Source organism: Butyrivibrio sp. AE2005 (genome assembly GCF_000686965.1).
Classification (GTDB): domain Bacteria; phylum Bacillota; class Clostridia; order Lachnospirales; family Lachnospiraceae; genus Butyrivibrio; species Butyrivibrio hungatei_A.
In genome coordinates this window covers 87072-113565 of sequence record NZ_KK366042.1, presented here as the reverse complement: position 1 = coordinate 113565, position 26494 = coordinate 87072, and the positions used below count along the sequence as shown (strand labels likewise).

Here is a 26494-nt window from a genome sequence, read left to right as displayed (position 1 = left end):
ATATAAAAAGCTTTCCTCTACATATCAATGTAGCAGGAAAGCTTTTTGGTTTTCGCATAAAATTGTTACTCCTAAGATTCCTCTATAGTATATTCAATTCCATGATTCTTCGCGAACTGAACTGCGGCGCTATCTTCAGGTCCTACAATAATGCAATCCTCAATAAGAAAGTTTATATACTCATCATTTTCATTTGCATTAGGTTGAAAGAAAAGCTCATCGGTGTTGTCTTTATAATCTTCAAAAAAAGCCTCAGTATTTGCAAAATAAAGCTTTACCTTTCCATTCTTTTTTATCATATCCTTATTGAATTCAAGCAAAAAACGCTTTGTTGTAAAACCTTTTGGAAAATGAATACCGGATACGTCATAATAATCCAGATATCCAAAACATCTATAACTTATAAATCTGATACCTTCCGGTATATATATATCCTTTTCATTTCCTGTGTAACCCAGCAGAAAATTTGAAAAATATGTAAATCCATTCTCCCGCTTCACCGTAAATTCCAGTCCTGAATGAAAGAAAGAACCAATATCCGCACGCATATTATCCGCACCAACTATCTCTAAAAGCCTTAAGCAACTAGCGAAAGCATACCACTCTAAAGTAATCGGAGCGTTATTTACATTAACCGTTTTAAGATTGGAACAACTTTCAAATGCCCAAGGAAAAACCTGGGTTTTTGAATTGGGGAAGAACTCTAATTCAGTTAATTTTTCGCAGCCTCCGAATGCTCTGTATCTTATTTCATCCAAACAACCGTTAAACTTTATTTTTTCAAGATTGGAACACTGATCAAAGGCATGGTTATCTATAATTCGCATAGTTGATGGAAATTCAACTTCTCTGATATTGAGGTTTCTGCTAAATGCATTATAGAAAATCTCTGTAACAGGTTTTTCTGCTATCTTCTTTGGTATCTTTACTATCTCAGAAGTACCGGTGTACTCTTTTAGCACTGCATGATCTTTTTCAATCTTAAACAGATAATCACCGTTCAAATACATCTTTCCTACAAGTGAAAGACAAAATAACTTATATCCTAATATGGCTATCAGAACTACAATGATAGAGAATATGATTTTTTTCCTGTTTAATATCGTATTCTTAATCTTTTCCATCAGTTCTTTTCACTTTCGCGTTCCATTAAAATAATCAGTATCCGGTAATTCTTTAATACTATTCTGCTCCTCATTTCTAATATATTCAACGACTACGGTGCATTTATCTACACTCACTTAATGAGAATGGTCCACTACCCCCGTCCCCAAGGGACCACATATAAAAAGCTTTCCTCTACAAACTAATGTAGTAAGAAAGCTTTCCCATTCGCCGGCATCTCGGCGGTATATTAAATAGTAGGAACCTCACATAGTAAAATAACACATGTAATAATATCACATAACCGCCTTGAAAAAGGGCACTGAATGTGATTTTTATGTGATGTATGGTCCTATTAATAAAAAACACTCTCTGGGGTCATGCTTTTTCGGGCGCAAACCGCTTACAGAGCCCGTGATTTTGCATGATACATGGTCCTATCGCCAAATACTTCTCTCTAGGGTCATGCTCTCGGCTCCAAAATTCTCTCATAATCCCTGTGAAATCATGAAACGCATGGTCCTATCGCCCCAATACATTCTCTAGGACCATACCCTCAGCCACAAAACTCTCTCATACCCACTTCAAATTCATGAAACGCATGGTCCTACAGCCCCAATACACTCTCTAAGACCATACAACGTGTTCAAATTCTCCTTCTCCGCAACATCTTAACCACAAAATCTTAAGCTTAAATATTTTGATAGCAACATCTTGGCCGTAAAACATCCATTCCTCCCAAAAGCAATTCATCTCCTACAGCTAAAGCTAAAGCTATAACCGATATGCTCCACCTTCCCGCCCCCTCATTCTTTTCCCTGTTTCGCATTTTCTGTAAATAGCGTATAATTATACTGTAAATAGTTAATTTGATGGCAATACCGGCTATGAGGTCTGACTATGTATTGGCAAAAGATAAACTACTACGGATTCGAAAAGCATCGCTATGATGATTGTAAAAAACTCATACATGACACAAATTACACGCACCTGTTAATTATTAACAGCTGGCTTCTTTTGATGACCCTCACCTTTATGATCCTGTGTCTTTTGAACGAGTTTGGGCTGACAAGAAGAAATTTCAACATGTATTACTCGTTTATGATCCTGTCTCTGGTTTTTGAGGTCGTTTTTATTGTGCTCAAAAAATTCTGTGCTAGGTACTCAACATTCTTTGTTCATGCAAGCTCAATTATCCTGATTGTTTTCGGAATATTCTCATCGGTCTCGCAGCCCTATCTTGCTGCAACTATGTATCTTGTCATAGTTGTCCTTCTTTCCGTTACATATATCGATACCATGATAAGATTTACTGTACTTCTTATCTTCTATTGCAGTGTCTTTTTGTACACTTCATTCAAGTTCAAACCTCATTCACTCGCAGAACTTGATATGTACAATATAATTGTTTTCCTTGCTCTTTCGCTTATTCTGCATTACTTCTTCCAGCACAATAAAATGACACAGTTCTATACGCTTCAAAAAAATATTCAGATTCAGCGCGACCTCGAGATACGCTCAAGTTTTGATACTTTGACGGATCTTCTTAACAGAGCTCGTTTTTTTGCGATAGCCGATCAGATCATAAAAGATCCGATAAGGCGCGATGAATTCCTCGCCGTATGTCTGCTGGATCTTGATAAGTTCAAAGAGATAAACGACAAACTCGGACATCAGATGGGCGACAAGGCAATCCAGACGACATCACACACCATAGTGGAAGCCTTGAATATTGATATGTTTGAGAAATGGTCTTTTACAGAAAGAGCCGTGCGCGACAAATTCAGCATCGCAGGAAGACTCGGCGGCGATGAGTATATAATGCTCATACGCGGTCAGAAAAACATGGAAAATGTAATATCTCTTTTGCAATATATTCTTACAAATCTAAATGCAGTGCAGATTGGCGAACTAAGCGGCATTAACGCTTCTTTGGGTGTTACCGCCGTCACGGGCAATGACAAAGACATGGATGCAATCTATAAGCGTGCCGACGAAGCTCTCTACCAATCCAAAAAACAGGGAAGAAACCGCATCACGGTAGGCTGAAGTTTTTCCTCTTTTCCATAAGGAGTGCAGATATGATCATTGTTGTAAAAGCCCTTATTTTATGTGGAATCATAATAGCGGTCTACACCACTCTGGAGTGTATCTCTTTTTTCACCATTCACAGAGATGTCATTACTACATTTGACGGGAAGAAAAAAGTGATCCTCTATGCTTCCTATTGTCTCTACATAGCCACATGCTTCTTCTTTGTAGCTGCAATGTTCATTAGCCGCGACCATATCCTAAGCGGGATCGTAGTGGTCATTCTGTCCCTGATAATGTTTCTTTTCACCAATTGGATATTCATAGTCATAACAAATGTGAAGTCCAAGACAAAGGAGATCGCAGAGAGCCTGATCGGAATGATCGAAGCGCGCGACACCAACCTCGACGGCCACTCCATCCACGTTATGGAGATTGCCATGCTCATATATGACTACCTTCCGTACAAATATAAAAAGACAATTCAATGTGAGAATCTGCGCTATGCGGCTCTTTTCCTCGATGTCGGAAAACTCGGAATCCCGAGCAAGATCCTGAACAAACCGGGAAAACTTGAAAGCGGCGAATGGGATCTTATAAAAAAGCACACAAACATCGGTGTGCAGGTACTTAAGCAGATTCACTCTTTTGACAATATATCCGACTGGATCTTGTACCATCACGAGCGAATTGACGGAAACGGCTACTACGGACTTAAAGGCAACGAAATTCCTCTCGCATCGAGGATAATAGCAGTTGCCGACACGTATTCCGCGATAGTCATGGTAAGGTCCTACAAGCCCTCGAGATCCTACGACGACGCTATCGGTTCTTTGAAGATTGCTGCAGGTTCGCAGCTTGATAAGGAAATCGTCAAGATATTCTGCTCGATCCCGCGCGAAAAAGTCGAGGGTTGCACCAGAAGTGTAAAAGATAAGATGGCTCTTTTCCTCGCAAACGATTTCAGGGAAGACAATCTGTAAGGAGATGATCGTATGAATTTTGGAAAAAAAATTATTATCCCGCTTCTCTTAGCCGGCATGGTAACTTCTTCCGCTTGCGCCGAAACGGCAAGCAATTCGATGACCGGTGCGAATATCTCAAATAAGGACAAGCCTGTTGTCTGGTTTAACAGACAGCCTTCAAACAGCGAGACCGGCGAAATTGATTACGACGCCATAACTTTTAACAATAATACATACTACGTCGGTGTTGATATGGAGCAGGGTGCAACGCTGCAAGGCGAGATGATCATCAAATACATAATGGGCCGCGATGCTTCGCTTGACAGAAACGGTGACGGAATCATCGGCTATGTCCTTGCCATAGGCGATACGGGGCACAATATATCCGCCGCAAGAACGCGCGGAGCAAGAAAAGCTTGCGGAACTGCCGTAAAAAAAGATGATGTGATAATTCCCGATGCCGTCGGACTAAACCTCGATGGAAGTTCTAAGATCGTAACAGACGGAAGCATCACAATAGCGGGAAAAGACTATATCATAAGAGAGCTTGCGTCAAAAGAGATGGCATCTCCTGATGGCGCAACCTGGAATGCGGAAGCTGCGGGCGTTGCCATTGATGAATGGGTAAGCCTGTTTGGCGACAGCATAGATGTTATTATTTCCAACAACGACGGAATGGGACTTAAGATGTTTGATAAATGGGCTCACAGTAACGGTGTTCCCGTATTTGGATATGATGCAAACGGAGACTGCGTAGCTGCCATAAAGGACGGCTTTTGCGGAAGTATCAGCCAAAGAGCCGAAATTCAGGCATACCTTACGCTGCGCATTCTAAGAAATTGTCTTGACGGAGTTGATGTAAACACCGGAATCGGTGTGATAGACGATGCCGGAAACGTTCTTCGCGATGCTGACTATTACTATGCCGACAGGGAGCGCGCCTTCCTGGCACTAAACCTTGCCGTTACAAGTGAAAACTATATATCGCACCTCGATCCGAGAGCGCCGTATGAAGAAGTAACGCACCAGCTTAATGAAGATGAGCATCCAAGAAAAAAGGTGTGGCTAAACATCTACAGTACCGAAGATGATTTCCTTAGCCAGACGTACCAGCCGCTGCTGCAGCTGTACGCCTACTCCCTCAATCTTGATCTTACCATCGTGATCGGCAACGGATATGACGAATCAAGCATTACTTCGCAGCTGGGCAATCCGTCAGAATATGACGCGTTTGCGATCAATATGATAAAGACAGATAATGCACATATTTACATGGATCTGCTTTCCAAGTAAGCTATAGCTTTGGCTCTGCCCAGGTCATAGACACGCTGGAGCTGTGCAGGGTCTTTTTCGACAGGACTGATATTTAAGGGCGCGTCGGGACGGATGACTTTAATCTCGCCGGCGAGCTCTTTTTCTCTGATATACTTCTTCTCCTCGTTATACATGATGTAGCGCTCTTCCATCGCTTTGATCATGTTGGGGTATTTGCGGAGCATAAAGCGGACAAGCGGCATATATGATTGCGGCTTCTTGATGTAGTCAACGGGCTGGGTTTCAATGACGAGGTTGTTATCGTAGCCTTGCTCTTCCATAAATTTAAGCGGGATGGAATCTGATATTCCGCCGTCTAAGTATTTGCCACCGGCTATGTCTACAGGTCTTGATACAAGCGGCATTGAAGCGGATGCCTGTATCCAGATTATATCGTCTTTTTCCCCGGTAAGGCACTTATGATATACGGGCTTGCCGGTTGTTATGTCCGTTGCAACGCAGTAGAACTCCATCGGTGAATTCTTAAATGTCCCAATGTCCCATTTATCAAGCTTGTAAGGAAGTTCGTCGTAGCAAAACTTTACGTTATAGATGTCGCCTGTTGTCAAAAGAGATGAGATGCTGTGATATCTTTTGTCCGCGCAGTATTTCTTATTATATCTGAGCGCTCTTCCGTGCTGCTTTGACTTGATATTACAGCCAAACGTAGCTCCCGCGGAAACTCCCACGGCTCCGTCAAATTCAATCCCCTCTTCCAGAAAAACATCAAGCACGCCGCAAGTGAACATGCCTCTCATTGCTCCGCCTTCCAAAACAAGCCCTTTTTTCATCTTATGATAACCTCTCCGCTGCATTCTATTACAGGTGCCTCCGTGATGATCTCACCGACGGCATCTGCTGTTATTTTGCCCGATCTCGGGTTCTTGACTGAATCTATGCTACCTATTATACTCGCTTCTACATCCGAATATTCAAAAGAAAGATCGCAGCCTTCCATCGTACAATCGATAAGCTTAAGGTCCTTGCAGTAGCAAAGCGGCTGCGTTCCTATTATCTTGCAGTTAATAAGTGTAAGCCCTTCCGAATACCATGCAAGGTACTCACCCTTAACGATGCTGTCTCTTACCGTAACGTTCTTAGTGTGCCAAAAAGCATCCTTGGTATCAAAGTTGCAATTTGATATTTCCATGTTTTCAACATATTGAAAAGAGTATTTGCCCTTCATCTCGACATTATCAAGTTTCAGGTTCTTACTGTCAAGGAACAGATACATTGATTCAACTTTCGTATCTTTAAGCGTGATGTTGTCACACTTCCATCCAAACTCCTCAGACACAATATCGCTGTTCTCGATGATTATATCCTTGCACTCTCTAAGAGCCTTAATACCGCCAAGCTTGGAATCCTTTATCTTTCCGTTTTTATCGTACCAGAGAGCTGCCCTCGTAAATTCATTCATAGAAGACTTATCAATCTCAAAGTTCGTCACGTGCCAAAGTGGATACCTTAGGGAAAAACTGCACTCTTCCACCTTTATATCCCTTGCCTCTTTAAGCGCAGACTCGCCGTCTGCAGGTCCTTCGAATCTACAATTCCTAACCTCTGCATCAGTGAGATTATAAAGAGCTCTCTCCTCATCAAACTGCTTGTTCTCTACAATATTCTTCATATAAACCTCATAATCAACCAAAAAATAAAACAACTTCGAATCATATTATATTGTACACAATTTAAAATTAAATGCAAGCAGGTGCAAAAACACTCTAATTTGTGTAAGCGTCGTTTTCCTTATGTGAAAAAGAAAGATAATTTCATAAAATTTTTATATTTTAACGGGTTAAAGTGGCTAAATATCACTATTATTTCTATGATAAATAGTATATAATGTATTCATTGAATGAAATCTTGTATCAAAACCACAATAGGTTGAGGGGCCTATTAATTTACAAGCAAATCATTTAGTAATTTTATTTCTTATGAATTGAATATTTCTTATGAGACGAGGAGGAAAAAAAATGAGACGTTCAGCTAAGGCCAAGAATAACATCAGCCAAAGTTGCATCGAGATCATGGCAGATGCAATTAAGGCAAAAGAGCAGAACCTTTCCTACGGCAAATTCAAAGCACTCGATATGATGGGAGCCGGAAATGTATCGGATGAAGAATACACTTCAGAGTACACCGTACATACAACGGAGCTTATCCACAGGAAGGAGAACAATACAGAGAAAAAAGCATTAGCGTTCGTTAAAATCAGGTGATTAGTTCAGTTCCAAATAAAGAAAGCATCAATCTTTTTTTCATTATGAAAGGTTGGTGCTTTATTTTTGTACTTTTATTCTCTCATCTCCCGCAAGATAAAATAACAGCGCCTGTCTTGCGTGTTCTTTGTCCGTGGCTTCGACACTTACCGTAAACTGATAAGTGTGCTTTTTGACTTCTTCTGATTGAACCCTGTTTTCAGCCTCCGCGATCGACTTATCCTTAGTATCTTCGCTCGTCATCTCCATAATGTCTTCAATTGCGAATTTCCTGAACATATCGCGATGTCCGGCGTCCGGCATATACTTTTCTATAAGCATCAGCGTATTTCCGAGGTTCAGATAATCACCGTGGAGAAAAGCCTCGATATCAAGCACGTCGTTCTTGGTCTTATCGACATAATCCTCCCAGGTAATCTCCGCTTTCAGTATCTCGCCATCCTTATCGATATTCTCTTCCTGCCAGTCAAGGACATACCATTTCCAGATCTGGAGTCTTTTTCTGTCCACTTCTTCATCGCTAAGCTCAGCCATCTTCTGGCAAGCATGCCTCGTCCCTCTGGAAACAAGCGCATCTGTAGTTTTATCTACATCGTAAGTCCTGCTGAAAACTTTCTTTTTCTTTTCCGTATTAACAATAGTAAGCTTAAGTGAATTGTCGGAAACTCTCGTCATAGTAAGGCTGTAGTCTCCGTGACGCGCAATAACCACCGGTCTTTCAATCAGAATGGTATCCCTAAACTTTATGAAAGACTTAAGAACATCATCATTTTGAATATAACGAAAGGTTCTGCTCATCGTAATCCTTTCTCAATTCCGTAATTCACTATACTTCGCCTGTGTCAAAGGTACTCTCTCTTAAACTCCTCTATCCTGCACGGATGCCCGAAATAATATCCCATCATATCAGAAATGGGATATTGCTTGGCAATCTTAAGCGTCTCCTCATCCTCTATGCCTGTGAAACACGTCCTTATATTAAGTCTGTGGGCAAAAGAAGTAACGGCTTCCACCATGTACTTAGTAGTAATGTTATTCTCCATTCCCCCCGTCATTGAAGGAACGAGATTGATAAGATCTATCGGCAGATGCCTTACAAGGTCCATTGCCGCAAAGTCTGATGCATCAAGCCCTATCTTAAGTCCGCATGACTTAAGGAATTCAATCTGGCTCTTTAGATGTTCCATTCCAAGCTGACTGCTGCTGTTTGTAAGTTCAAGGCACAGGCCTGTTGCCGGATATCCCGTTCTTCGCAGGATTTCCAAAAGAACTGTTCTGAACTCGGATCTTTCAAGCTGCATAAATGCAAGGTTTACGCTGAGGTAAAAATCTTTTTGACTTCTCTTTATCTCAAGCGCCTCTCCGAGCGCCGTCTCAAGGATCCAGTTTCCAAGCGCATAGAAAACAGGGTCCTGTTCAAGCCACGGGATGAACTCCGATGGAGAAACCGAGCCGAAAGGTTCTTTTTCCCATCTTACGAACACTTCCATTCCCACAAGCTGATTGTCGGTAACCGAAAAGATCGGCTGATACTCAAGATAGAAGCCGTGATATCCGTTTATGACGCTGTTTCTTACTTCATTTACAAGAGCCATGTTACTCTTATTGCTTTCCGCCGTATCGTTCTGGAAAACCATAAGATTTCCGTGCTTCTGCGTCTTGGAATAATTAAGCGCATACTTCGCGCTCGTATAAATCGAATGCTCGTCTATATCAAAATCGGTCGCGATTATTATGCCGCCGCCAAGTTCATTGACAACACGCTTTCCTTCGACCATTATACCTTCTCTTGAATAAGTCTTAAGCCTCATAAAGAGTCTTTTAAGCGGCTCAAGATCTATGTTCTCGCTGATGAGCGCAAGGATCGTTCCCTCGCCTCTGTATGCCTTTCCTATCGGTGCACCGTCCGTCGCAAGCTTAGTCGCAAGCGCCCTGAGCACACTGTTACCGGTCATATATCCGTAACGCCTGTTTACATCACCAAAGTCGATGAAATTGATCATAAGAACGGCATAGGTCTTTTTATTATTCTTAAGACTTCTCATGTCATTCAGCATTTCATACTGGTTGGGCAAAAGAGTTATCGGATCGTTGTTGTTTATTATTCCTTTGTTTGTTATTGAACATGCGTAAAAAGAGGGCTTTCCGACATAGTCTTTTATTACGACACCCCTGCATGAGCACGCAACATACTCGCCGTTTTTGTTTCTTGCCCTGTATTCAAAATTGGGATCAAGCTTAACACCGACAAAAACCTGCTTGAGATACTCGTTATACTTTTCTCTGTCATCAGGGTGGATCTTGCTTTCCCATACAGCCGATGCATTATAAATATACTCGCTTGTAAGTCCGAAGTAATCAACTGCGTTAAGTGACCACCTCGAGATATTTTTTGCCATGTCATAGACATATACATATCGGCTTCTCGACGTTACCGCAAAGGTATCGAAAATCCTATTGATTGTATCGTACACTCCTCCTGACATCCCGCATTCTACCTCTTTCCAATAATCTTATGCCAATTGGTGTAATGTTTTTTGGCACATCTATTAACATTATATCATCTAAGAGATTTTTTCGCTTGCATAAAAAAAGAAGCAACAGTTCATTTTGTACCGACCCCCAAAAGTTAGACCAAAAATCTAACTTTTGGGGGTCACCTCAATTACTGCTTCTTCTTTATTCTTAATTATTCAGTTACGGAAGTTACTTCACAACGATATTTACAATTCTTCCCGGAACATAAATCTCTTTTACTATTGTCTTGCCCTCAAGCTTGTCAGCAATGAGCTCTTTACCCTTTGCGATAACTTCGTCCTTAGGGTCATCTTTGCTGATATTGAGAGTTGCCTTTACTTTGCCGTTGATCTGAACTGCGATCTCAACAGTGTTAGTAACTGTCTTAGCCTCGTCAAATTCAGGCCAGCTCTGCTGATACAGACGGCCCTCACATCCGATTGCCTGCCAGATTTCCTCAGTGATGTGAGGAGCAACAGGGTTAAGGAGTGTGATAAGAGTCTTATACTCACCCTTTGTTACGGCATTCTTCTTGTAGAAGTCATTTATAAGTGCCATCATTGCTGCGATAGCTGTATTGTACTTAAGGTTCTCAAAGTCAAATGAAACCTTTTGGATTGTCTGGTGCATCTTTGTCTCAAGATCTTTTGAATAACCCTCTTCCTCAGTCATGATATCCTGAAGCTTCCATACTCTGTCAAGGAATCTGCGGCATCCCTTAACTCCGTCCTCTGACCAACTTGCTGCAAGGTCGAATGCTCCGATGAACATCTCATATGTACGAAGTGTATCTGCACCGTAATCTCTTACGATATCGTCAGGGTTAACAACGTTTCCTCTTGACTTACTCATCTTCTCGCCGTTCTCACCAAGGATCATTCCGTGAGAAGTTCTCTTCTGATAAGGCTCGGGAGTGTTAACAACGCCCTGATCGTAGAGGAATTTGTGCCAGAATCTTGAATAAAGAAGGTGAAGTGTTGTATGCTCCATTCCTCCGTTATACCAGTCTACAGGCATCCAGTATTTAAGAGCTTCTTTGCTTGCAAGCTCGTTGTCGTTTGTAGGATCGCAGTATCTTAAGAAGTACCATGAAGATCCTGCCCACTGAGGCATTGTATCTGTCTCTCTCTTAGCGGGGCCGCCGCAGCAAGGACATGTTGTATTTACCCAGTCTGTCATAGCTGCAAGAGGTGACTCACCGTTATCTGTAGGCTCGTAGCTCTCTACTTCGGGAAGAAGAAGAGGAAGCTCAGATTCAGGTATAGATACATATCCGCACTTCTCACAGTGAACTACAGGGATAGGCTCACCCCAATATCTCTGACGTGAAAATACCCAGTCACGAAGCTTATAATTAACCTTGGCATGACCGATCTTCTTTTCCTCAAGGAACTCGATCATCTTAGCCTTGGCATCTGCTACAGAAAGGCCGTTGAGGAATCCTGAATTAACAAGTACTCCTGTTGCAACGTCTGTAAATGCAGCAGCGTTAACATCAACTTCCTCGCCATCCTTTGCAACAACCTGAATGATAGGAAGATCATATTTCTTTGCAAATTCCCAGTCTCTGTCATCATGTGCAGGAACCGCCATGATAGCACCTGTTCCGTAGCTCATGAGTACGTAATCTGAAACCCAGATAGGAATCTCTTTTCCATTAACGGGATTAACGGCAACGATACCTTCAACCTGCACACCTGTCTTATCCTTGGCAAGCTCAGAACGCTCGAAGTCAGACTTCTTTGCAGCTTCCTCACGGTAAGCAAGGATTGCGTCGAAGTTTGCGATCTTGTCCTTGTACTTATCAAGATAAGGATGCTCGGGTGAAACTACCATATAAGTAGCTCCGAAGAGTGTATCGCATCTTGTTGTATATACTGTAAGCTTGTCCTCGGTATCTTTTATCGCAAAATCAACCTCGGCACCTGTTGAACGTCCGATCCAGTTCTTCTGTGAAACCTTAACTCTCTCGATATAATCAACAGTATCAAGTCCGTCGATGAGCTTATCTGCATATTCAGTGATTTTGAGCATCCACTCGCTCTTTACCTTACGAACAACGGGTGATCCGCAACGCTCGCAGACACCGTTAACAACTTCTTCGTTTGCAAGACCAACCTTACATGAAGTACACCAGTTGATAGGCATCTCCTTCTTGTAAGCAAGTCCTTCTTCGAAAAGCTTTCTGAAGATCCACTGTGTCCAATGATAGTACTTAGGATCTGTTGTATTTATCTCTCTGTCCCAGTCAAAAGAGTATCCGAGTGAATGAAGCTGCTCTTTGAATCTCTTTACGTTATTCTCTGTAACGATCTTGGGATGAATATGATTCTTAATGGCATAATTCTCTGTAGGAAGTCCGAACGCATCCCAGCCCATAGGATATAGTACGTTATATCCCTGCATTCTGCGCTTTCTCGCTACAATGTCAAGCGCTGTATAAGGACGCGGATGTCCTACGTGAAGTCCCTGTCCCGAAGGATAAGGAAATTCTACAAGCGCATAGTACTTAGGCTTTGTGAAGTCATTTGTTGCAGCGAAAGCCTTCTCGTCGTCCCAGACCTGCTGCCACTTCTTTTCAACTACATGATGATTGTATACTTCTGACATGAGATATTACTCCTCCAATATAACTATTCAAACTATGCAATTAATATGAATAAAAAGCATAGACTATCTACAAAATTTTACCACAAGCAAAACGGATGTCAAATAAACGGGGAAAAAATCATGTACCGATTGCTACGGCGTATATATGCAATTTTTGCTCATGTTGTGCCTGACACTCCAATGAGCCCAAAGCAGTAATCGATCGTGCAAAGGCACTCACGATTACTTGGTCTCATTTCCGTGGCACAAAAAGTCGCAAAATATTGCATATATACGCCTCCGCAACCGGTACATGATTTTTCCTTTCTTAACGGAGAAATATTTTTTCACAGGTGATTGGCGTTCGTAAATAGCAACGTTGCAAAAGCAAGCTTAATTCTCTTCTTTGACAAAGTCCGACCACTCGCCCTCTTCATCTTTAAACTTGAGCGTATTTCCTTCAATCTTGTATTCATATTCTATTCCGTCTATCTTGTCACCGACCCCTGCATCGGGATTATTAATCCAACCGGTAACATGGATTTTATTATCGTCATATGTAAATTTGTAATATCCGCCTTCGCCGTTGTATTTCAAATCCAGCTCACCGGTATTGTCATCATAAAATTTAATATATGCCTTATACCGATCCACCCAACAATTCAGCTCAGAATACCTAAAGCCATCACTCATAGTCCGAGTGTACACCGTAGCTTTCTTTGCAGGCTCCGCAGGATCAACAAACTTTGTGAATTCTACAAATTCATTGCATCTCTTATCAATGATCTCATCAATCTTTTCAAAGGAAACCTCGTTTGAACTGTCTTTGTACGGATCTTGTGTCGAATAATAAAATATATCCTCTTCGGTTTCTTTATCAAATTCACATCTGATGCCGTCAACAATATCAAGTTTATCTCCTGCAAATTTGTAAAAGGTTCCGACAACGCATATAGGGAAAGTTACATTTTCTCCTCCCTGTTCTTTGAAGATTTCTCCGTCTGCGGCAAAAAAGTACCTTTCATCTTTATTAGCTTTTAGCACATGAACCAAATTTCCGTCTTTAAGCGTAAATATGTCATAGATGACCGAATCATAGCTTCCAAGCGGAACCTTTGTTCCAGCTATATATGAATTTGCTCCGAGAATGAGCTCTTTTGTACCGTCACCATCCAGATCTTTTGTAAGATAGCCATAAACATCGTTATCTTCATTATCCTTATAATCTTCACTTGTTTCAGGCACATAAGGTAAAACTGTTTTTTCTGAAAGATCAAACTCACTCAGCTTTAAATCTCCCTTTTCAAGACCTTCTTTAATCTTGGAGATCAGATCTTCGTACACTCCGTAATCTTCATCACTTGCCGCAGAATTGCTCTGTCCGGCACCGTTTTCATCACTTGTGCCCGCATCGGTAGCAGCCTCTGCAGCATCATCTGCTTCCACAGTCTCTTCTTTATCCAATACATCCCCAATTATCGAGCTTACATCCGCCGGCTGACACCCTGTCAGGACCGCACTTACAAGCAGTAACAATAAACCTCTTTTCTTCATACCTTTTCCTTCTTTCTCCTATATCTCCCTGTTAAATCTTTTCATTATGAATGATAGCATATGAAAATATTCTTATCTGTGAAAAATTTTTGTATAAAAGCGCAAAAAAAGATGTAGCCGGAACGATGACTACATCCTTCAATATTTCACGATACGTATTTTCCTGCCCAAGCTTTAAGCTCGTCTGCGGGAGTTCCGACGCTTATCTTTTTACCTCCGTCGAAGCGGATTCGAGTGTAGGTATTCTGGAGGTCTTTTACACTCTTCTCTATGTCGGTTCCACCCGATGTTGCGAAGAGAACTACATGTTTACCTGCAAAATCATAGGATTCAAGGAAACTGTTTATGATGTGTGGTGCTGTATACCACCAGATGGGAAATCCGATGAAAATTACATCTGCCGTGTCCACATTTGCAGAATTATCCGCAATCTCGGGACGCGACGCGACATCTTTCATTTCTATACTGCTTCGCGATTTTTCATCCTGCCAATTAAGATCTTCCGATGTATATTTCTCTTTCGGAACAATCTCGTAAATGTCAGCTCCTATAGAAGAAGCAAGCTCTTTTGCAACTTTCGCAGTAACTCCGCTGGCAGAAAAATAAGCCACCAATACTTTTTTATCCATTGTATTCCTCCTCGTTGTCATATCTGCACTATCACCAGCTTTTGTGGTTCAACGTGTCTTGATTCCCCTTTTCTTCCGCGGCAAACAATGCCTTGCTCAATGTTTATAATATCCGCATGGTTCTTAAGCGCGTCCATTATCTGCTTTACAGCGTTCTCATAATCTTTTGCTTCCATCGGGATAACATAGTCATGATTGATATGTTCCGTGGAAATGACCGCCGATTTATACCTGGTGTCATATCTTATTCCGCAGAAGGTACAAACTTCCGTATTTAGTGTCCCGTTGCTGTCACTGCACTGCATCGCAATATACATGTTATTCCCCTCCAGACATTTAGGCTATCCGATAAGAAACAAAGGCCTCGTGAATTTAATGCTCTGATAAACAATTAATTATTCACAATATAATGATAATATATTTTCTGCGATTCTTAAACCCATTAAGCGCAAAAAAACGCCGACACATATGTGTCGACGCAAAAAAAACAAATAAAAACCCTCTATAAATTACTCTCTTCGTATCCTCACTTACCCATTGATGCAATCAGGGCGTCTATTTCTGCCTGACTGAGCATCTTGCCATTATCCGCAGGTAACGGTGCCGCTCCTCCCGCCGATGCCGGCGTCGAAGGATTAAATCCGCCTCCTCCTGCCTGTGAGGATTTACCCATTATACTGGCCAATAAAGCCTGCTGTTCAGCACTAAGTCCGTTAGTATCCATATCAGACCCTTTTCCCTTCGTATTCTGTAATCCCACATTAAATTAGCACATACTTCCTAGGTTATAGTTATTTTAATCAAAGTGACAAAAAACGTCAAATAACTTTTTTATAAACTACATAATGTACTGTCTTACTTATCTGTTTTCCCTTATCAGTCCGCTTTCATATGCCGCAAGCAGATCTTTAAGATCCTCTATCTGTCTTATCAAAGTTTTCCCGATATCCGTATCTTTTACAAGAATGCGCTTTTTGGTTGTTTCCGTTATCTGAATTGAAGGCGTATTCTCCTGCCCTCTTACAAAAGGCTTATGCGCCGCAAGTGCAAGATGATTGGAGTTGTATATAAGCGTATATCCGGCTATCCCCGTCTGTTCGTGATATGCTTTGGAAAGTCCTCCGTCAATAATATAGAGCTTTCCGTTCGCTTTGACGGGCCTCTCTCCCTTCATGGTCTTAACAGGAACATGACCGTTTATTATGTGCGCCCCCTCGGGATTTAACCCGAATTCCTTAAGGATTTTGTCCGCGTAGAGCTCCTCCGCTGAGAATTTGTAATACGGATTATATTTCTCAACGCACAATTCCTTGTTATCTTTGAGGAAAAGATGTTCAAACGTAGTTATCTTGTCCTTTCCAAAAAGAGGCGAGTTCGGCCCGCACCACAGATACCACATCAGATCGACCGCATCCTGTTTTTTCTCCCTGTCATCTCTTATATCAAGGAAAAAAGCGTCATGGATCTTGGTATTAAGGTAGTCCATAAGCTCCTTGCCGCAAAAGCTTCCGTCGGATGTCGTCATGCAGGCAAAGTTCCCCTCTTCGTCCATCGGAATACAACCGTGATAGAGAAGGTTATTGTTTATCGACCTGTACATCGCGCCGTGAGAATAAAGAAACTGCACATGTTTCCTAAGAAGCTTCGAGTGCATAAAACTAAGTTTCAATGTATGCATCAGCTCCTCTTCTTCGGGCGAAAGCTTGAAAGGTGCCTTTGTGTCAACCGTGGGAAAATTCGTATCGCTCAATTTATATTTTTTTCCCCGAATATCCACTTCTCCGTTTTCAAAATCGATCCTGTCAAGAAGAAGCCTGTCTTCAAGTCCATATTCAGGATGGCGCTTTATAAGACTGCCTTCAAGCTTTAACTGGATGATGCTTATTGCCTTGCACATCTTCGCGGCAAGATCGGGATTCACGGAATCATACTCCGTCTTATCAAGCAGATGCGGCCTAAAATTTTCACACGGATCGTCTCCGTAAACTTCGGCAGCAAACATGGAAAGCGGTCTTAAGTTTATTCCGTAGCCGTCTTCAAGGGCATCAAAAGAGTTATAGCTTGTTCCTATTCGCAAGACATTTGCGATACACGCCGTATTTCCGCATGCAGCGCCCATCCAGTCGATATCATGATTTCCCCACTGAATGTCGACGTCGTGGAAATTCATGATCTCTTCCATTACAAGGTCAGGCCTTGGACCACGGTCAAAAATATCTCCTATTATATGAAGCGAATCGATCGTGAGGTTCTGAATCAGCTCGCAGAGTGCGATGATGAATTCATCCGCCGACTCGATCTCGATTATTCCGTTTATGATCTCGTTGTAGTAGGCCTTTTTATTGAAATCGTTCATATCAAGATGCATCAGCTCATCAATGGCATATGCGTAATCGGGCGGCATCTTTTTTCTCACCTTGGATCTTGTGTATTTGGAGCTTACGACTTTGCATATTGCAACAAGTCTGTTTATCGTAATCTTCTGTCCGTCGTGAAGCTGCTTTATTGTGGCATTTTCATCATGTCTCTTTTTTTCAATTGTTTCATTCGGGTAGTAGATCAGATTTGCAAGCTCAAGCTGATCCTCTTCGGACATCATATTTCCGAAAGTCTCTTCTATCTTGGCTCTTATAATACCTGATGAACTTCGTAAAAGATGCGAGAAACTCTCATACTCCCCATGAATATCCGAAAAGAAATATTCAGTCCCCTTTGGGAGTGCGCAGATTGCCCGCAAATTGATAATCTCAGCACCGGCTTTCCTTGAAGTGGGAAACTCCTTGCTGAGAAGCTTAAGATATTCGATATCTCTCATTCTCTCTCCTTTGGATTCATGTGTATAACGTTCCAATCCACCAATAATTTATCATATTGTATAAAAAGAGAACTTGAGTAGAATCAAGTTTATACTTCTGTCACGTAAGTGCGCTTCTTTATTAGCGTACTCTTATTTCTTAGAATACTCTTATTTATCAGATTGCCTTTTTTCCCGTTTTGCATATATCTTTCAGGCAACATCTGTCACATTCGGGTCTTCTGGCGATGCAGACTGCTCTGCCGTGAAGTACAAAGCGATGGCAAAGATCGTTGCCTTCTTCGGGTGGAATAATCTTCCAAAGTTCTTTTTCGACTTTGGCGGGTTCTTTTATGTTGTCGACAAGACCGATGAGGTTAGAAAGCCTGATGCAATGTGTGTCTGTGACGATAGCGGGCTGACCGAAAACATCTCCCATTATAAGGTTTGCGCTCTTTCTGCCGACACCGGGAAGCGCCAGGAGTTCTTTCATGTTATCGGGAACATTGCCGCCATACTTTTCGTTAATGACTTTCATGCATGCAGAAATGTCTCTTGCTTTGGAATTACCGAGTCCGCACGGTCGGATTATCTTTTCAATCTCCTCCACGGGAGCCTCGGCAAGAGCCTTGACCGTCGGATATTTTTCATATAAAAGAGGCGTGATCATGTCTACTCTTGCATCCGTGCACTGCGCAGCAAGCCTCACACTTATCAGAAGCTGCCAGGCCTTATCGTAGGCAAGAGTACATTTTGCCTCGGGATATTCTTTTTTCAACCTCTCGATTACCTCGAGAGCAAGCTTTTTCTTTGTCATAGTTTACTCATTATCACGCTTTTGACATATTTTTTCAATGTCAAAATTTTACTTTTGACACCCGCATCAAATATATTATATACTACCATATAAGAATAATTTTATTTTTTTACAATTAATATTTTATATTAAAATTAATTAAAGCACTGCTCTTTACATAATGAAAAAATTGATTATCATAGAAATGGTGACCTTTTAATACAGGTATCCATTCAAATGTTACAGTTCGCTCCCACGCAAAGCACAAGGGCCGAACTTGCTTGGATTTATATAGTTATGAGATTGAATGAATTACTGAAATACAATGATATTGTCATACAGTGTCACGATAATCCGGATGCTGACGCACTTGCATCGGGATACGCTTTATGGTGGTATTTTAAAAATAATGGAAAAAATGCACGACTCATCTACCGCGGCAAAAATGTGATCACGAAGAGTAATATTACCATCATGCTCGACAAACTCAAGATACCGGTAAGCTATGAGCCGGATTTTGCCGACACTCCGGAGCTTTTGATAACTGTCGACTGTCAATACGGACAAAGGAATATTACCAAAACTCCCGCAAAACATATTGCGATAATAGATCATCATCAGGCAATCGATGACCTTCCCGAGTATTCGGAAATAAAGAATGCAGTCGGAAGCGCCTCCACAGTTGTCTGGGATTTACTCAAAAAAGAAGGCGTAGACGTAAACGATAATCCGCTCCTTGCAACAGCTCTTTACTACGGTCTTTACACCGACACATACAAACTCTCCGAAATCTCCCACCCTCTTGATAAGGATATGCAAGACGAGCTTGTTATTAACAGAAGTATAATCGTGGAAATGAGTAATTCAAACATTTCCCTTGATGAGCTCAAGGTTACAGGAAATGCAATACTGAACTACGAGTATTTTGAAAAAAACAAGTATATGATAATAAAGTCAGAGCCCTGCGATCCGAACATTCTCGGAGTTATGAGTGATTTTGCACTTGAGACCGCAGGCGTAAACGTATGTCTCAGTTACTACATAGGACAGAGTGAAGTAAAATTTTCTGTCAGAAGTTGCATAAAAGAAGTGCATGCCGACGAGCTTGCTGCATTTCTTGCAAAAGGTCTGGGCGGAGGCGGCGGTCATATGTACAAAGCCGGCGGAAAGCTTCGTCCCGAGAAACTTATGCATCTTTTCCCGATGCAAACCGATGAGCAATACGCAGAATTTTCTGCCAAGATTCTTCACGAGCGCATGGAACAATACTTTGATTCCTACGAGATAATATATGCCAAGGAAATGACGCTTAATACGTCTGAAATGAAAAAATATGCAAAAACCACTCAGGAACTTGGTTACGTAAAGCTTGATGACATCTTCCCCGACAATACCGAGATAACAGTCAGAACGTTAAAAGGAGATATGGATGTTATCATAGATACCACCACTTACCTGATGATAGGTCTTTTTGGCGAAGTTTACCCAATATCGGAAAAAAAGCTCAGAAGTTCCTATAAAACTTTGAATAAGCCATTCAATAAAGTATTTGAATATGATCCCAAGATCAGGAATACCGCCACAGGCAAAAAGAAAACCGTAATGTCATTCGCCAGAACAGCCATTAGTCTGGACGAAGTGAACATCTACGCTAAACCTCTCACCAAAAAAGTAAAGCTTTTCACCGTATCAAACGAGGATCGCTACTACTCCGGCGAGATTGGCGACTACATCGCCTTTAGGGAAGACAACCCTCACGACATCTTCATAATCCGTGCCGACCTCTTCCCGGTCCTCTACCACGAGATCTGAGGCCCGGCCACTTACAGCTATGGCGCAGCCAGACCCCTTAGGGGCAGCCACGGGCAGTGCGGATATATTTTTTTGAGTTGCTCCATCACTTGGATTCACGGGGCTCCGAAAACAGCCATGAAATTCTATCGGCTCAAAACTCCATTCGGTCCGCCTTACAGCGGGGAGCCATGGGCTTATGTTTTTGAGCATTTCACGAGAGGCCACATTTTTATAGGGTTCCGACTGTTTTTCCTGCGCATGTGGAGACGTTGTTTGAGCATCCGGACGCATTTATCAGAATTGTAATATACTGCTTTGCAGTTATAAAAATAAAGAAAGCCACTCTCGCAAACTTCTAAGCTTGCAGAGATGGCTTTCTTTATTTTTATACGCCCGCCTTCGCGGGCTATTACAATTCTGATAAATGCGTCCGGATGCGAGTTTAGTCGAGACATGCGCCATAAAAGAAAAACAGTCGGAACCCTATAAAAATGTGAGCCGGAGTGATTGCGAAAAAACATAAGCCCGTGGCCCCCGCTATAAGGCGGACCGAATGTCAAACAGTGAGCCTCAAAGCAGAATTTCATGGCTGTTCTCGGAGCCCCCTGAATCCAACGTTCCCTCGCAAAACTCAAAAAAATATATCCGCACTGCCCGTGGCCGGCCCTAAAGGGGTCTGACTGCGCCATAGCTGTAAGCGGCCGGGTCTGCAATATCACCCGAGGAGCTCGAGGAGCTCTTCCTTGGTGAGGGTCGGATTGCTCATGGTGCCGGTGTTGAGGAGCTTGTCGGCCAGCTCTTTTTTGCGATTCTGAAGGGTGATGATGCGCTCTTCGATGGTATTCTCCATGATCAGGCGATATACGGTGACGACATTCTTTTGGCCGATTCGGTGGGCTCTGTCGGTTGCCTGGTTCTCGACCGCGATGTTCCACCAGTGGTCGAAGTGGATGACGATGTCCGCGCTTGTAAGGTTAAGACCTGTGCCGCCGGCTTTAAGGGATATGCAAAATACCGAAGTGTCATCTTCCTGGAAGGCATCGACTAGCTTTATTCGGTCTTCCTTCTTTGTGGAACCGGTAAGAAGGTAGTGCGATATTCCCGCATTTTCAAGTTCCCTTGTTATTCTGTCGAGCATTGATGTGAACTGCGAGAATAAAAGAATCTTGTGGCCGCTTTCGGAGGCACTCTTTATCATCTCGATAAGAAGATCTGTTTTGGCACTTCCGCCTGTATAGTTTTCATACACAAGCCCCGGATCGCAGCAAAGCTGGCGAAGCCTTGTAAGTTCCGAAAGGATTACTATCCTGTCTTTTCCAAAAGATTCCTCATCCGTTCCCTCGACCATAAGCTTAACTCTCTGAAGGTGTGCATCATAAAGTTCTCTCTGAGAACTGTTCATAGGCGCATAGATATTCTCTTCAAGCTTGTCTGGAAGATCCTTTAAGACATCACTCTTAAGCCTTCTGATCACAAAAGGCGCTATCATCTTCCTGAGCATCTCGGTCGAAGACTCATCCCCGTTCGAAACAACGGGGACCTCAATATTGTCACGGAACTGCTTATATCCAAAAAGATATCCCGGCATGCAGAAATCAAATATGCTCCAGAGTTCGCTCAGTCTGTTCTCGATGGGCGTTCCCGTAAGAGCCACTTTAAATGCCGCATTTATGCTCTTTACAGCCTTCGCAATAAGCGTACCCGGGTTCTTTATAAACTGCGCTTCATCAATAACGCAGCAGTCAAAATTCAAATACTTATACAGCTCGATATCTCTTCTTAAAAGATCATATGACGTGATGATAACATCGGTCTCTTCACTGTCAATCTCCGACGTGATCCTCACTCTGTCAGGCTTTATGCCGACAGCTATCTCGCAGTTAAGAAGCGGTGTGAACTTCCTGATCTCATGTTGCCAGTTGTACACAAGTGACGCCGGACACACAATCAGACTGCACCTGTTCTTTCTTCCCTCTTTTAGCGCACATTCTTTTGCACTGAGAAGATATGCAAGAACCTGAATTGTCTTACCAAGTCCCATGTCATCGGCAAGAATGCCGCCAAATCCGTTATGTGAAAGAGCTTTAAGCCAAAAAAATCCTGTCTTCTGATAATCCCTAAGAACATCCTCAAGACTCTCAGGTACCTTAAAGCGCTCATCCGTAGGCGTTGCAAATCCCGACACAAATTCCTTAAAGTTCTTGCTTCTTCCGATGGAAGAACCGCCCTCTTGAATATTTTTTTCCGCGATATCATTGATAAAAAGAGCTCTGTATCTCGGTACCTCTGCGTGACCTTCGACAATCTGCTTCGCCGTTATTCCAAGTCCGTCCTTAAGCGCAAACAGCATCTTGGCGTCATCACTCGCAACGCTCACCACTTCGCCGCTCTTTAATTTATAATACTTTCTCTTTTTGTCGTACTGACTCAGTATCTCACCAAGCTCATCAGGCGTAAGCGTTTCAGGCACCATCGAAAGTTCCAGAAGGTCCGAAACAACAGAGACGCCAAGATTCACCTTGAGCCCCTTCTCGATCCTTACCGCCTTGATCGCATCCGATACGAATACATCGCCTATGGTAGAAAGATATCCCATCTTTTCCGCAAGAAAAACGTAAAGCTTATCATCCGTATATGAATCCGTCGTAAGTACCAGCGCTTTCCTGTCGGAGTCAAGCCTGTCAAAATACGGGCTTATCAGTTTTGCAGTTCTGTTCTCCAGATAACTGTTCCTCTTCACATCGGTCGCCGGCTCATCGCCAAACTTGTCAATGTCCCGGGATTCAAAGATGTCGAAGCTCTCTTTCATTCCGTTTCCCGCATCATAAGCCGCTTTTACATTACAGGTTATGCTATTTTCATCCGGCATATCGATGTATATCTCGAACTTCGGTATGTCGGGCGCGTATCTCGAAGCCTCGAAGCCGTCCGTGCTCACATTGAAGAACTCATTGATCACAGGGAAAAGACCTTCCGAAAAAAGAGGCAGATCTTTTTCAGCTATAAAGAGCTCGTTCTCAGTTCTTCTAGCCGCAAGGAACTTGAGCACCGGAATGATCTCCGCGCAGTCACTTCGGGGAATCATGTGAAGCTTTCTCTTTCTTTCGAAATAAATATTTGAATATCCTTCGAACATGGTAAAAGAGCCGGATTCAAAAACGACTCCAAAGTTCTTTTTCTCAATATGAAGGTCAATGTCAGGGAAAACAGGAACTATCTCAAGAAGGCGCTCTTCGCTGTACCTCGCCCTAAAATCGGAATTAAGGAAAAAAGTCTCTTTTACCGCTTTAAAAAACTCATCAATCTCATTACCACAAAGCTCGATGTTTTTGCTACGGCTCTTTGAACGCGAATAGACCTGATAAGGGTCTCCCGCTCTTCTACCTCTGAAATAGTCAAATAAGAAATTTATTATCTTCTGGGAATCCGCAGAAAATGAAGACATATCATGCGTAAACTCAAGATGCTTACCATAGCTTAAGAAGCTGTGCTTTTCTATAGCATCAAGAAGCTCGGCTATATCCTTAAGAACATAGCTGTGGCCGCCCTTTTCAGACTTTATGCAAAAAGATACCACAAGCTTTTCTCTGTTTAATACGGCATGCGGCTCCAGAACGGCAAGTGAAGTATCTTTGTATAAAAGAGGCGCCTCACTCACAGGCGCATACTCTCTAAGGAGCCTTTTTGTCTCAAATGACGTGTAGTGAAACTCTTTGGGTGCATCAGAAACAAACCGCCTTCCCGAGCCGGTTATGTATTCGCCTTTTTTAGTTTCGTTCGCTCCATTATTCATTCATGCCTTATTATTTGAGTGCTGCGACTAAGTCTGTAACGACCTCTTCCATTGTGTTATCTTTTTCATCGATAGTGATATCGGCATATTTCTCATACAGAACGCTTCGCTCATTATAAAGCGCGATCAGGGACTGTCCGGGTCTCATAACAACCCCGCGCTGTTTTACATCCTTAAGTCGCTTTGTCAGAGCTTCCATTCCGACTTTGAGATACACTACTTTACCGATATTTTTATAATGCTCCATAGCTTCTCTGCCGTACACGACACTTCCACCGGTTGCTATGACGGTTCTCTCCGTCTCAATACCTGCATTTACCTTGTTCTCGATTTCAATAAATCCGTCAACACCCTCCTGCTCTATTATCTCAGAAAGTCTTCTTCCTTCTTTTTTCTGGATAACTATATCAGCGTCAACAAAATTATATCCCAATATTTTGGCGAGTATTACTCCTACCGTACTCTTTCCGGATGTAGGCATCCCAACCAAAATAATATTGTCTTTTTTCATAAAAATCCTTTCAGACTTCCGCTATCTTTCTTACTTCCTCAAGCGCATTCAAAAAAGCCTGTGCAACCTTCGGATCGAAGTGAGTACCGGAACTCTCCTTAATAATCTTAATTGCCTCATCAAACGGGAACGCTTTCTTGTAGCTTCTCTCCGAGATGAGCGCATCAAATACATCGGCTACCGCCATTATCCTTGCGGAAAGAGGAATCTCTTCTCCCTTAAGTCCCATCGGATAACCGGTTCCGTCCCATCTCTCGTGATGGTACATGGCAAGATTCTTGGCTTCTTTCAGATAGCCCGCGTCCTGCTCGGGAAGATTGCTCATAACCTTATCGATGATCACGGCGCCTTCCTTTGAATGAGTCTTCATGATCGTAAATTCTTCGGGTGTGAGTTTACCCGGCTTATTAAGGAAATTATCGGAAATACTGATCTTTCCGACATCGTGAAGCGGTGCCGAATGATAAACATCCGAAACAAACTGCGGTGTCAAAAGATCTGTATATACGCCCTCTTTTATCATCTCATTCATGATGATCTTGGTGTATTCCGCTGTATTCTTAACATGCTCACCCGTACTCTGATCTCTGCTTTCAACAAGATCGGCAAGAGCATAGATGATTGAATTCTGAAGTGCAGTAATGGTCTCGTTTCTACTCTTAAGTGCCTTAACAGATGCAACGTGTGCCTCTATCATCTTAAGAAGCGCATCGTACATGTTTTCAATCTCATCGCCGGTTCCGATTTTGATCTCTTCAAACATCTTCGCCGTCTTTTCAAGATTCTCCTCGCTTCCGTCAGAAAACCGCGACGACGAGAGCGCCATCGTATTGATCGGAAGTATCAGATGATACTCCGACATATAGATACCTACGCCGAGAATGAATATGTATAATCCGATGAAAAGAGATATCTGTCTGGTAGCGAATTTAAAGACCTCTCTTCCCGTCTCTTCTTCCGAGTACGGTGATATTCCGGAAAGGTCAACGCCCGAATAACTGCCTATTTCCTGCGCAATGTGAACAGTATTTTTTCCCGTCTGAACTATCGCATCTCTGAACAACATCGTACTGATAAAAATAGCACAAAAAGCGACGAGTCCCGTTGCAAGAGTAAGAAGGATAACAACCTTCATTCTAAGTGATATACGACGGCTCTTTCCGCTTCTCATAGTCTGCACGGCTTCAGGCGTAAGAGGCGCCTGCTTCCAGTACTTCACATTCAGTCTGTCGCGAACACCGGCAGGAACTATAAATGTGATCAAAAGAGCTATCAACACACTTATCATCTTATCCGCAACATCGACTACATAATCGGCAATCAGAGCTGCCTGAAATGCCGACATCTTACCGGATTCATAGATTATCTTCAAAAAGTTAAGTGACGCAGTCTCAGAGCCAAAGCCGTAGATAATACCCGTGAGTATTGCTCCCAAAACGCCTCCGACAACGCCGTATATAAGTACTGCCAGGATTATTTTATAGAAATCTTTGAACCACTTTTTTTCATAAAAAATAGTGGTAAGTATAGCGATAAGAACATTTATCATGCTGTAGGAGATCGCCACGGAATCAGTAAAAATACTGTTTAAGAACGAACTGAAAAAACCGACAAATATACCGGGAAGAAATCCTCCCAGCATAGATACGGTCATAGTACCTACAGAATCCAGATATAGCGGAATTTCGAAGCGACCGACAAACTTACTTCCACAAATATTCATCAATATTCCGCCAAATACCATTAATGCAAGATAAACTCCTCTTGCCCCGGAGTTAACTTTGCGATCATCAACTATGTTTACCATATCATCCTCGTATAGGTATAATATTAACTAAAAAACGTTGCTATATATAATTTAGCACATATCTTTTAAACTAG

20 protein-coding genes are annotated in these 26494 nt (G+C 42.3%); 5 read left to right on the top strand and 15 right to left on the bottom strand.

The window, feature by feature from the left end; translation table 11 throughout:
- Positions 1–71: 71 nt before the first annotated feature.
- Entirely contained in the window at positions 72–1124 is a 1053-nt protein-coding gene (locus DL92_RS0115390) for a leucine-rich repeat domain-containing protein (RefSeq protein WP_026654194.1), read from the bottom strand.
- 880 nt (positions 1125–2004) lie between these two features.
- On the opposite strand from DL92_RS0115390, the gene DL92_RS0115380 reads away from it, so the two are divergent.
- Genes DL92_RS0115380 through DL92_RS0115370 form a run of 3 tightly spaced genes read left to right on the top strand, consistent with a single transcriptional unit; the run spans position 2005 to position 5393 of the window.
- Positions 2005–3153, top strand: coding sequence for a GGDEF domain-containing protein (locus DL92_RS0115380; protein WP_026668212.1), 1149 nt, complete (start codon positions 2005–2007; stop codon positions 3151–3153).
- Positions 3154–3185: 32 nt separating this feature from the next.
- Positions 3186–4118 (top strand): HD-GYP domain-containing protein, encoded by a 933-nt coding sequence (locus DL92_RS20500; RefSeq protein WP_051625386.1) that lies wholly within the window; start codon positions 3186–3188, stop codon positions 4116–4118.
- Between the two features lie 12 nt (positions 4119–4130).
- Positions 4131–5393, top strand: coding sequence for a substrate-binding domain-containing protein (locus tag DL92_RS0115370; protein ID WP_026668211.1), 1263 nt, complete (start codon positions 4131–4133; stop codon positions 5391–5393).
- Here the strand turns inward: DL92_RS0115370 and DL92_RS0115365 are convergent.
- Together DL92_RS0115365 and DL92_RS19665 are read right to left on the bottom strand one after the other, a co-directional pair.
- Positions 5369–6229, bottom strand: a complete 861-nt coding sequence (locus DL92_RS0115365; protein WP_242845872.1) for a patatin-like phospholipase family protein — start codon at positions 6227–6229, stop codon at positions 5369–5371. The two genes, DL92_RS0115370 and DL92_RS0115365, sit on opposite strands and share 25 nt — an antisense overlap.
- A complete protein-coding gene (locus DL92_RS19665; protein ID WP_034461891.1) occupies positions 6202–7044 on the bottom strand; it encodes a DUF3737 family protein in 843 nt (280 codons plus the stop codon). The genes DL92_RS0115365 and DL92_RS19665 overlap by 28 nt, the downstream gene beginning before the upstream one ends.
- Positions 7045–7390: 346 nt before the next feature.
- Here DL92_RS19665 and DL92_RS0115355 point away from each other — a divergent pair, with 346 nt between their 5' ends.
- Complete coding sequence (locus DL92_RS0115355; protein ID WP_026654189.1) at positions 7391–7636, top strand: hypothetical protein; 246 nt, start codon at positions 7391–7393, stop codon at positions 7634–7636.
- A gap of 60 nt (positions 7637–7696) precedes the next feature.
- Here DL92_RS0115355 and DL92_RS0115350 read toward each other — a convergent pair whose 3' ends face one another.
- The 9 genes from DL92_RS0115350 to DL92_RS0115310 all read right to left on the bottom strand — a co-directional run bounded on the left by DL92_RS0115350 (position 7697) and on the right by DL92_RS0115310 (position 18536).
- Complete coding sequence (locus DL92_RS0115350; protein ID WP_026668209.1) at positions 7697–8434, bottom strand: hypothetical protein; 738 nt, start codon at positions 8432–8434, stop codon at positions 7697–7699.
- A 44-nt stretch (positions 8435–8478) separates the two neighbouring features.
- On the bottom strand, positions 8479–10122 hold the full coding sequence (locus DL92_RS0115345; protein WP_026654187.1) for a sensor domain-containing phosphodiesterase: 1644 nt from the start codon (positions 10120–10122) through the stop codon (positions 8479–8481).
- 220 nt (positions 10123–10342) lie between these two features.
- On the bottom strand, positions 10343–12763 hold the full coding sequence (gene leuS, locus DL92_RS0115340; RefSeq protein ID WP_026668208.1) for a leucine--tRNA ligase: 2421 nt from the start codon (positions 12761–12763) through the stop codon (positions 10343–10345).
- Positions 12764–13135: 372 nt separating this feature from the next.
- Positions 13136–14296: a hypothetical protein gene (locus DL92_RS0115335; RefSeq protein ID WP_026668207.1), complete on the bottom strand. Its 1161-nt coding sequence runs from the start codon at positions 14294–14296 to the stop codon at positions 13136–13138.
- A gap of 146 nt (positions 14297–14442) precedes the next feature.
- Entirely contained in the window at positions 14443–14925 is a 483-nt protein-coding gene (locus tag DL92_RS0115330; RefSeq protein ID WP_026654183.1) for a flavodoxin, read from the bottom strand.
- A gap of 17 nt (positions 14926–14942) precedes the next feature.
- The gene (locus DL92_RS0115325; RefSeq protein WP_026654182.1) at positions 14943–15242 is read right to left on the bottom strand and encodes a hypothetical protein; all 300 of its coding nucleotides are present in this window, start codon (positions 15240–15242) and stop codon (positions 14943–14945) included.
- Between the two features lie 209 nt (positions 15243–15451).
- Positions 15452–15649 (bottom strand): hypothetical protein, encoded by a 198-nt coding sequence (locus DL92_RS0115320; protein ID WP_185750358.1) that lies wholly within the window; start codon positions 15647–15649, stop codon positions 15452–15454.
- A gap of 135 nt (positions 15650–15784) precedes the next feature.
- Entirely contained in the window at positions 15785–17740 is a 1956-nt protein-coding gene (locus DL92_RS0115315; protein WP_026668206.1) for a fructose-bisphosphatase class III, read from the bottom strand.
- Between the two features lie 157 nt (positions 17741–17897).
- Complete coding sequence (locus DL92_RS0115310; RefSeq protein WP_026654179.1) at positions 17898–18536, bottom strand: endonuclease III domain-containing protein; 639 nt, start codon at positions 18534–18536, stop codon at positions 17898–17900.
- A 276-nt stretch (positions 18537–18812) separates the two neighbouring features.
- Here DL92_RS0115310 and DL92_RS0115305 point away from each other — a divergent pair, with 276 nt between their 5' ends.
- On the top strand, positions 18813–20327 hold the full coding sequence (locus tag DL92_RS0115305) for a DHH family phosphoesterase (protein WP_197027271.1): 1515 nt from the start codon (positions 18813–18815) through the stop codon (positions 20325–20327).
- A 697-nt stretch (positions 20328–21024) separates the two neighbouring features.
- Here DL92_RS0115305 and DL92_RS19660 read toward each other — a convergent pair.
- Genes DL92_RS19660 through DL92_RS20495 form a run of 3 tightly spaced genes read right to left on the bottom strand, consistent with a single transcriptional unit; the run spans position 21025 to position 26420 of the window.
- Complete coding sequence (locus tag DL92_RS19660; RefSeq protein WP_051625385.1) at positions 21025–24102, bottom strand: DEAD/DEAH box helicase; 3078 nt, start codon at positions 24100–24102, stop codon at positions 21025–21027.
- Between the two features lie 10 nt (positions 24103–24112).
- Positions 24113–24613 (bottom strand): shikimate kinase, encoded by a 501-nt coding sequence (locus tag DL92_RS0115295; RefSeq protein ID WP_026654175.1) that lies wholly within the window; start codon positions 24611–24613, stop codon positions 24113–24115.
- Positions 24614–24623: 10 nt separating this feature from the next.
- Positions 24624–26420, bottom strand: coding sequence for an HD-GYP domain-containing protein (locus DL92_RS20495; RefSeq protein ID WP_051625384.1), 1797 nt, complete (start codon positions 26418–26420; stop codon positions 24624–24626).
- Positions 26421–26494 lie beyond the last annotated feature (74 nt).

Excerpts from the sequence above, each read along its gene's own strand:
- DL92_RS0115390 (WP_026654194.1), bottom strand. The coding sequence starts at position 1,124 with ATGGAAAAGATTAAGAATACGATATTAAACAGGAAAAAAATCATATTC.
- DL92_RS0115380 (WP_026668212.1), top strand. The coding sequence starts at position 2,005 with ATGTATTGGCAAAAGATAAACTACTACGGATTCGAAAAGCATCGCTAT.
- DL92_RS20500 (WP_051625386.1), top strand. The coding sequence starts at position 3,186 with ATGATCATTGTTGTAAAAGCCCTTATTTTATGTGGAATCATAATAGCG.
- DL92_RS0115370 (WP_026668211.1), top strand. The coding sequence starts at position 4,131 with ATGAATTTTGGAAAAAAAATTATTATCCCGCTTCTCTTAGCCGGCATG.
- DL92_RS0115365 (WP_242845872.1), bottom strand. The coding sequence starts at position 6,229 with ATGCAGCGGAGAGGTTATCATAAGATGAAAAAAGGGCTTGTTTTGGAA.
- DL92_RS19665 (WP_034461891.1), bottom strand. The coding sequence starts at position 7,044 with ATGAAGAATATTGTAGAGAACAAGCAGTTTGATGAGGAGAGAGCTCTT.
- DL92_RS0115355 (WP_026654189.1), top strand. The coding sequence starts at position 7,391 with ATGAGACGTTCAGCTAAGGCCAAGAATAACATCAGCCAAAGTTGCATC.
- DL92_RS0115350 (WP_026668209.1), bottom strand. The coding sequence starts at position 8,434 with ATGAGCAGAACCTTTCGTTATATTCAAAATGATGATGTTCTTAAGTCT.
- DL92_RS0115345 (WP_026654187.1), bottom strand. The coding sequence starts at position 10,122 with ATGTCAGGAGGAGTGTACGATACAATCAATAGGATTTTCGATACCTTT.
- leuS (WP_026668208.1), bottom strand. The coding sequence starts at position 12,763 with ATGTCAGAAGTATACAATCATCATGTAGTTGAAAAGAAGTGGCAGCAG.
- DL92_RS0115335 (WP_026668207.1), bottom strand. The coding sequence starts at position 14,296 with ATGAAGAAAAGAGGTTTATTGTTACTGCTTGTAAGTGCGGTCCTGACA.
- DL92_RS0115330 (WP_026654183.1), bottom strand. The coding sequence starts at position 14,925 with ATGGATAAAAAAGTATTGGTGGCTTATTTTTCTGCCAGCGGAGTTACT.
- DL92_RS0115325 (WP_026654182.1), bottom strand. The coding sequence starts at position 15,242 with ATGTATATTGCGATGCAGTGCAGTGACAGCAACGGGACACTAAATACG.
- DL92_RS0115320 (WP_185750358.1), bottom strand. The coding sequence starts at position 15,649 with ATGGATACTAACGGACTTAGTGCTGAACAGCAGGCTTTATTGGCCAGT.
- DL92_RS0115315 (WP_026668206.1), bottom strand. The coding sequence starts at position 17,740 with ATGAGAGATATCGAATATCTTAAGCTTCTCAGCAAGGAGTTTCCCACT.
- DL92_RS0115310 (WP_026654179.1), bottom strand. The coding sequence starts at position 18,536 with ATGACAAAGAAAAAGCTTGCTCTCGAGGTAATCGAGAGGTTGAAAAAA.
- DL92_RS0115305 (WP_197027271.1), top strand. The coding sequence starts at position 18,813 with ATGAGATTGAATGAATTACTGAAATACAATGATATTGTCATACAGTGT.
- DL92_RS19660 (WP_051625385.1), bottom strand. The coding sequence starts at position 24,102 with ATGAATAATGGAGCGAACGAAACTAAAAAAGGCGAATACATAACCGGC.
- DL92_RS0115295 (WP_026654175.1), bottom strand. The coding sequence starts at position 24,613 with ATGAAAAAAGACAATATTATTTTGGTTGGGATGCCTACATCCGGAAAG.
- DL92_RS20495 (WP_051625384.1), bottom strand. The coding sequence starts at position 26,420 with ATGGTAAACATAGTTGATGATCGCAAAGTTAACTCCGGGGCAAGAGGA.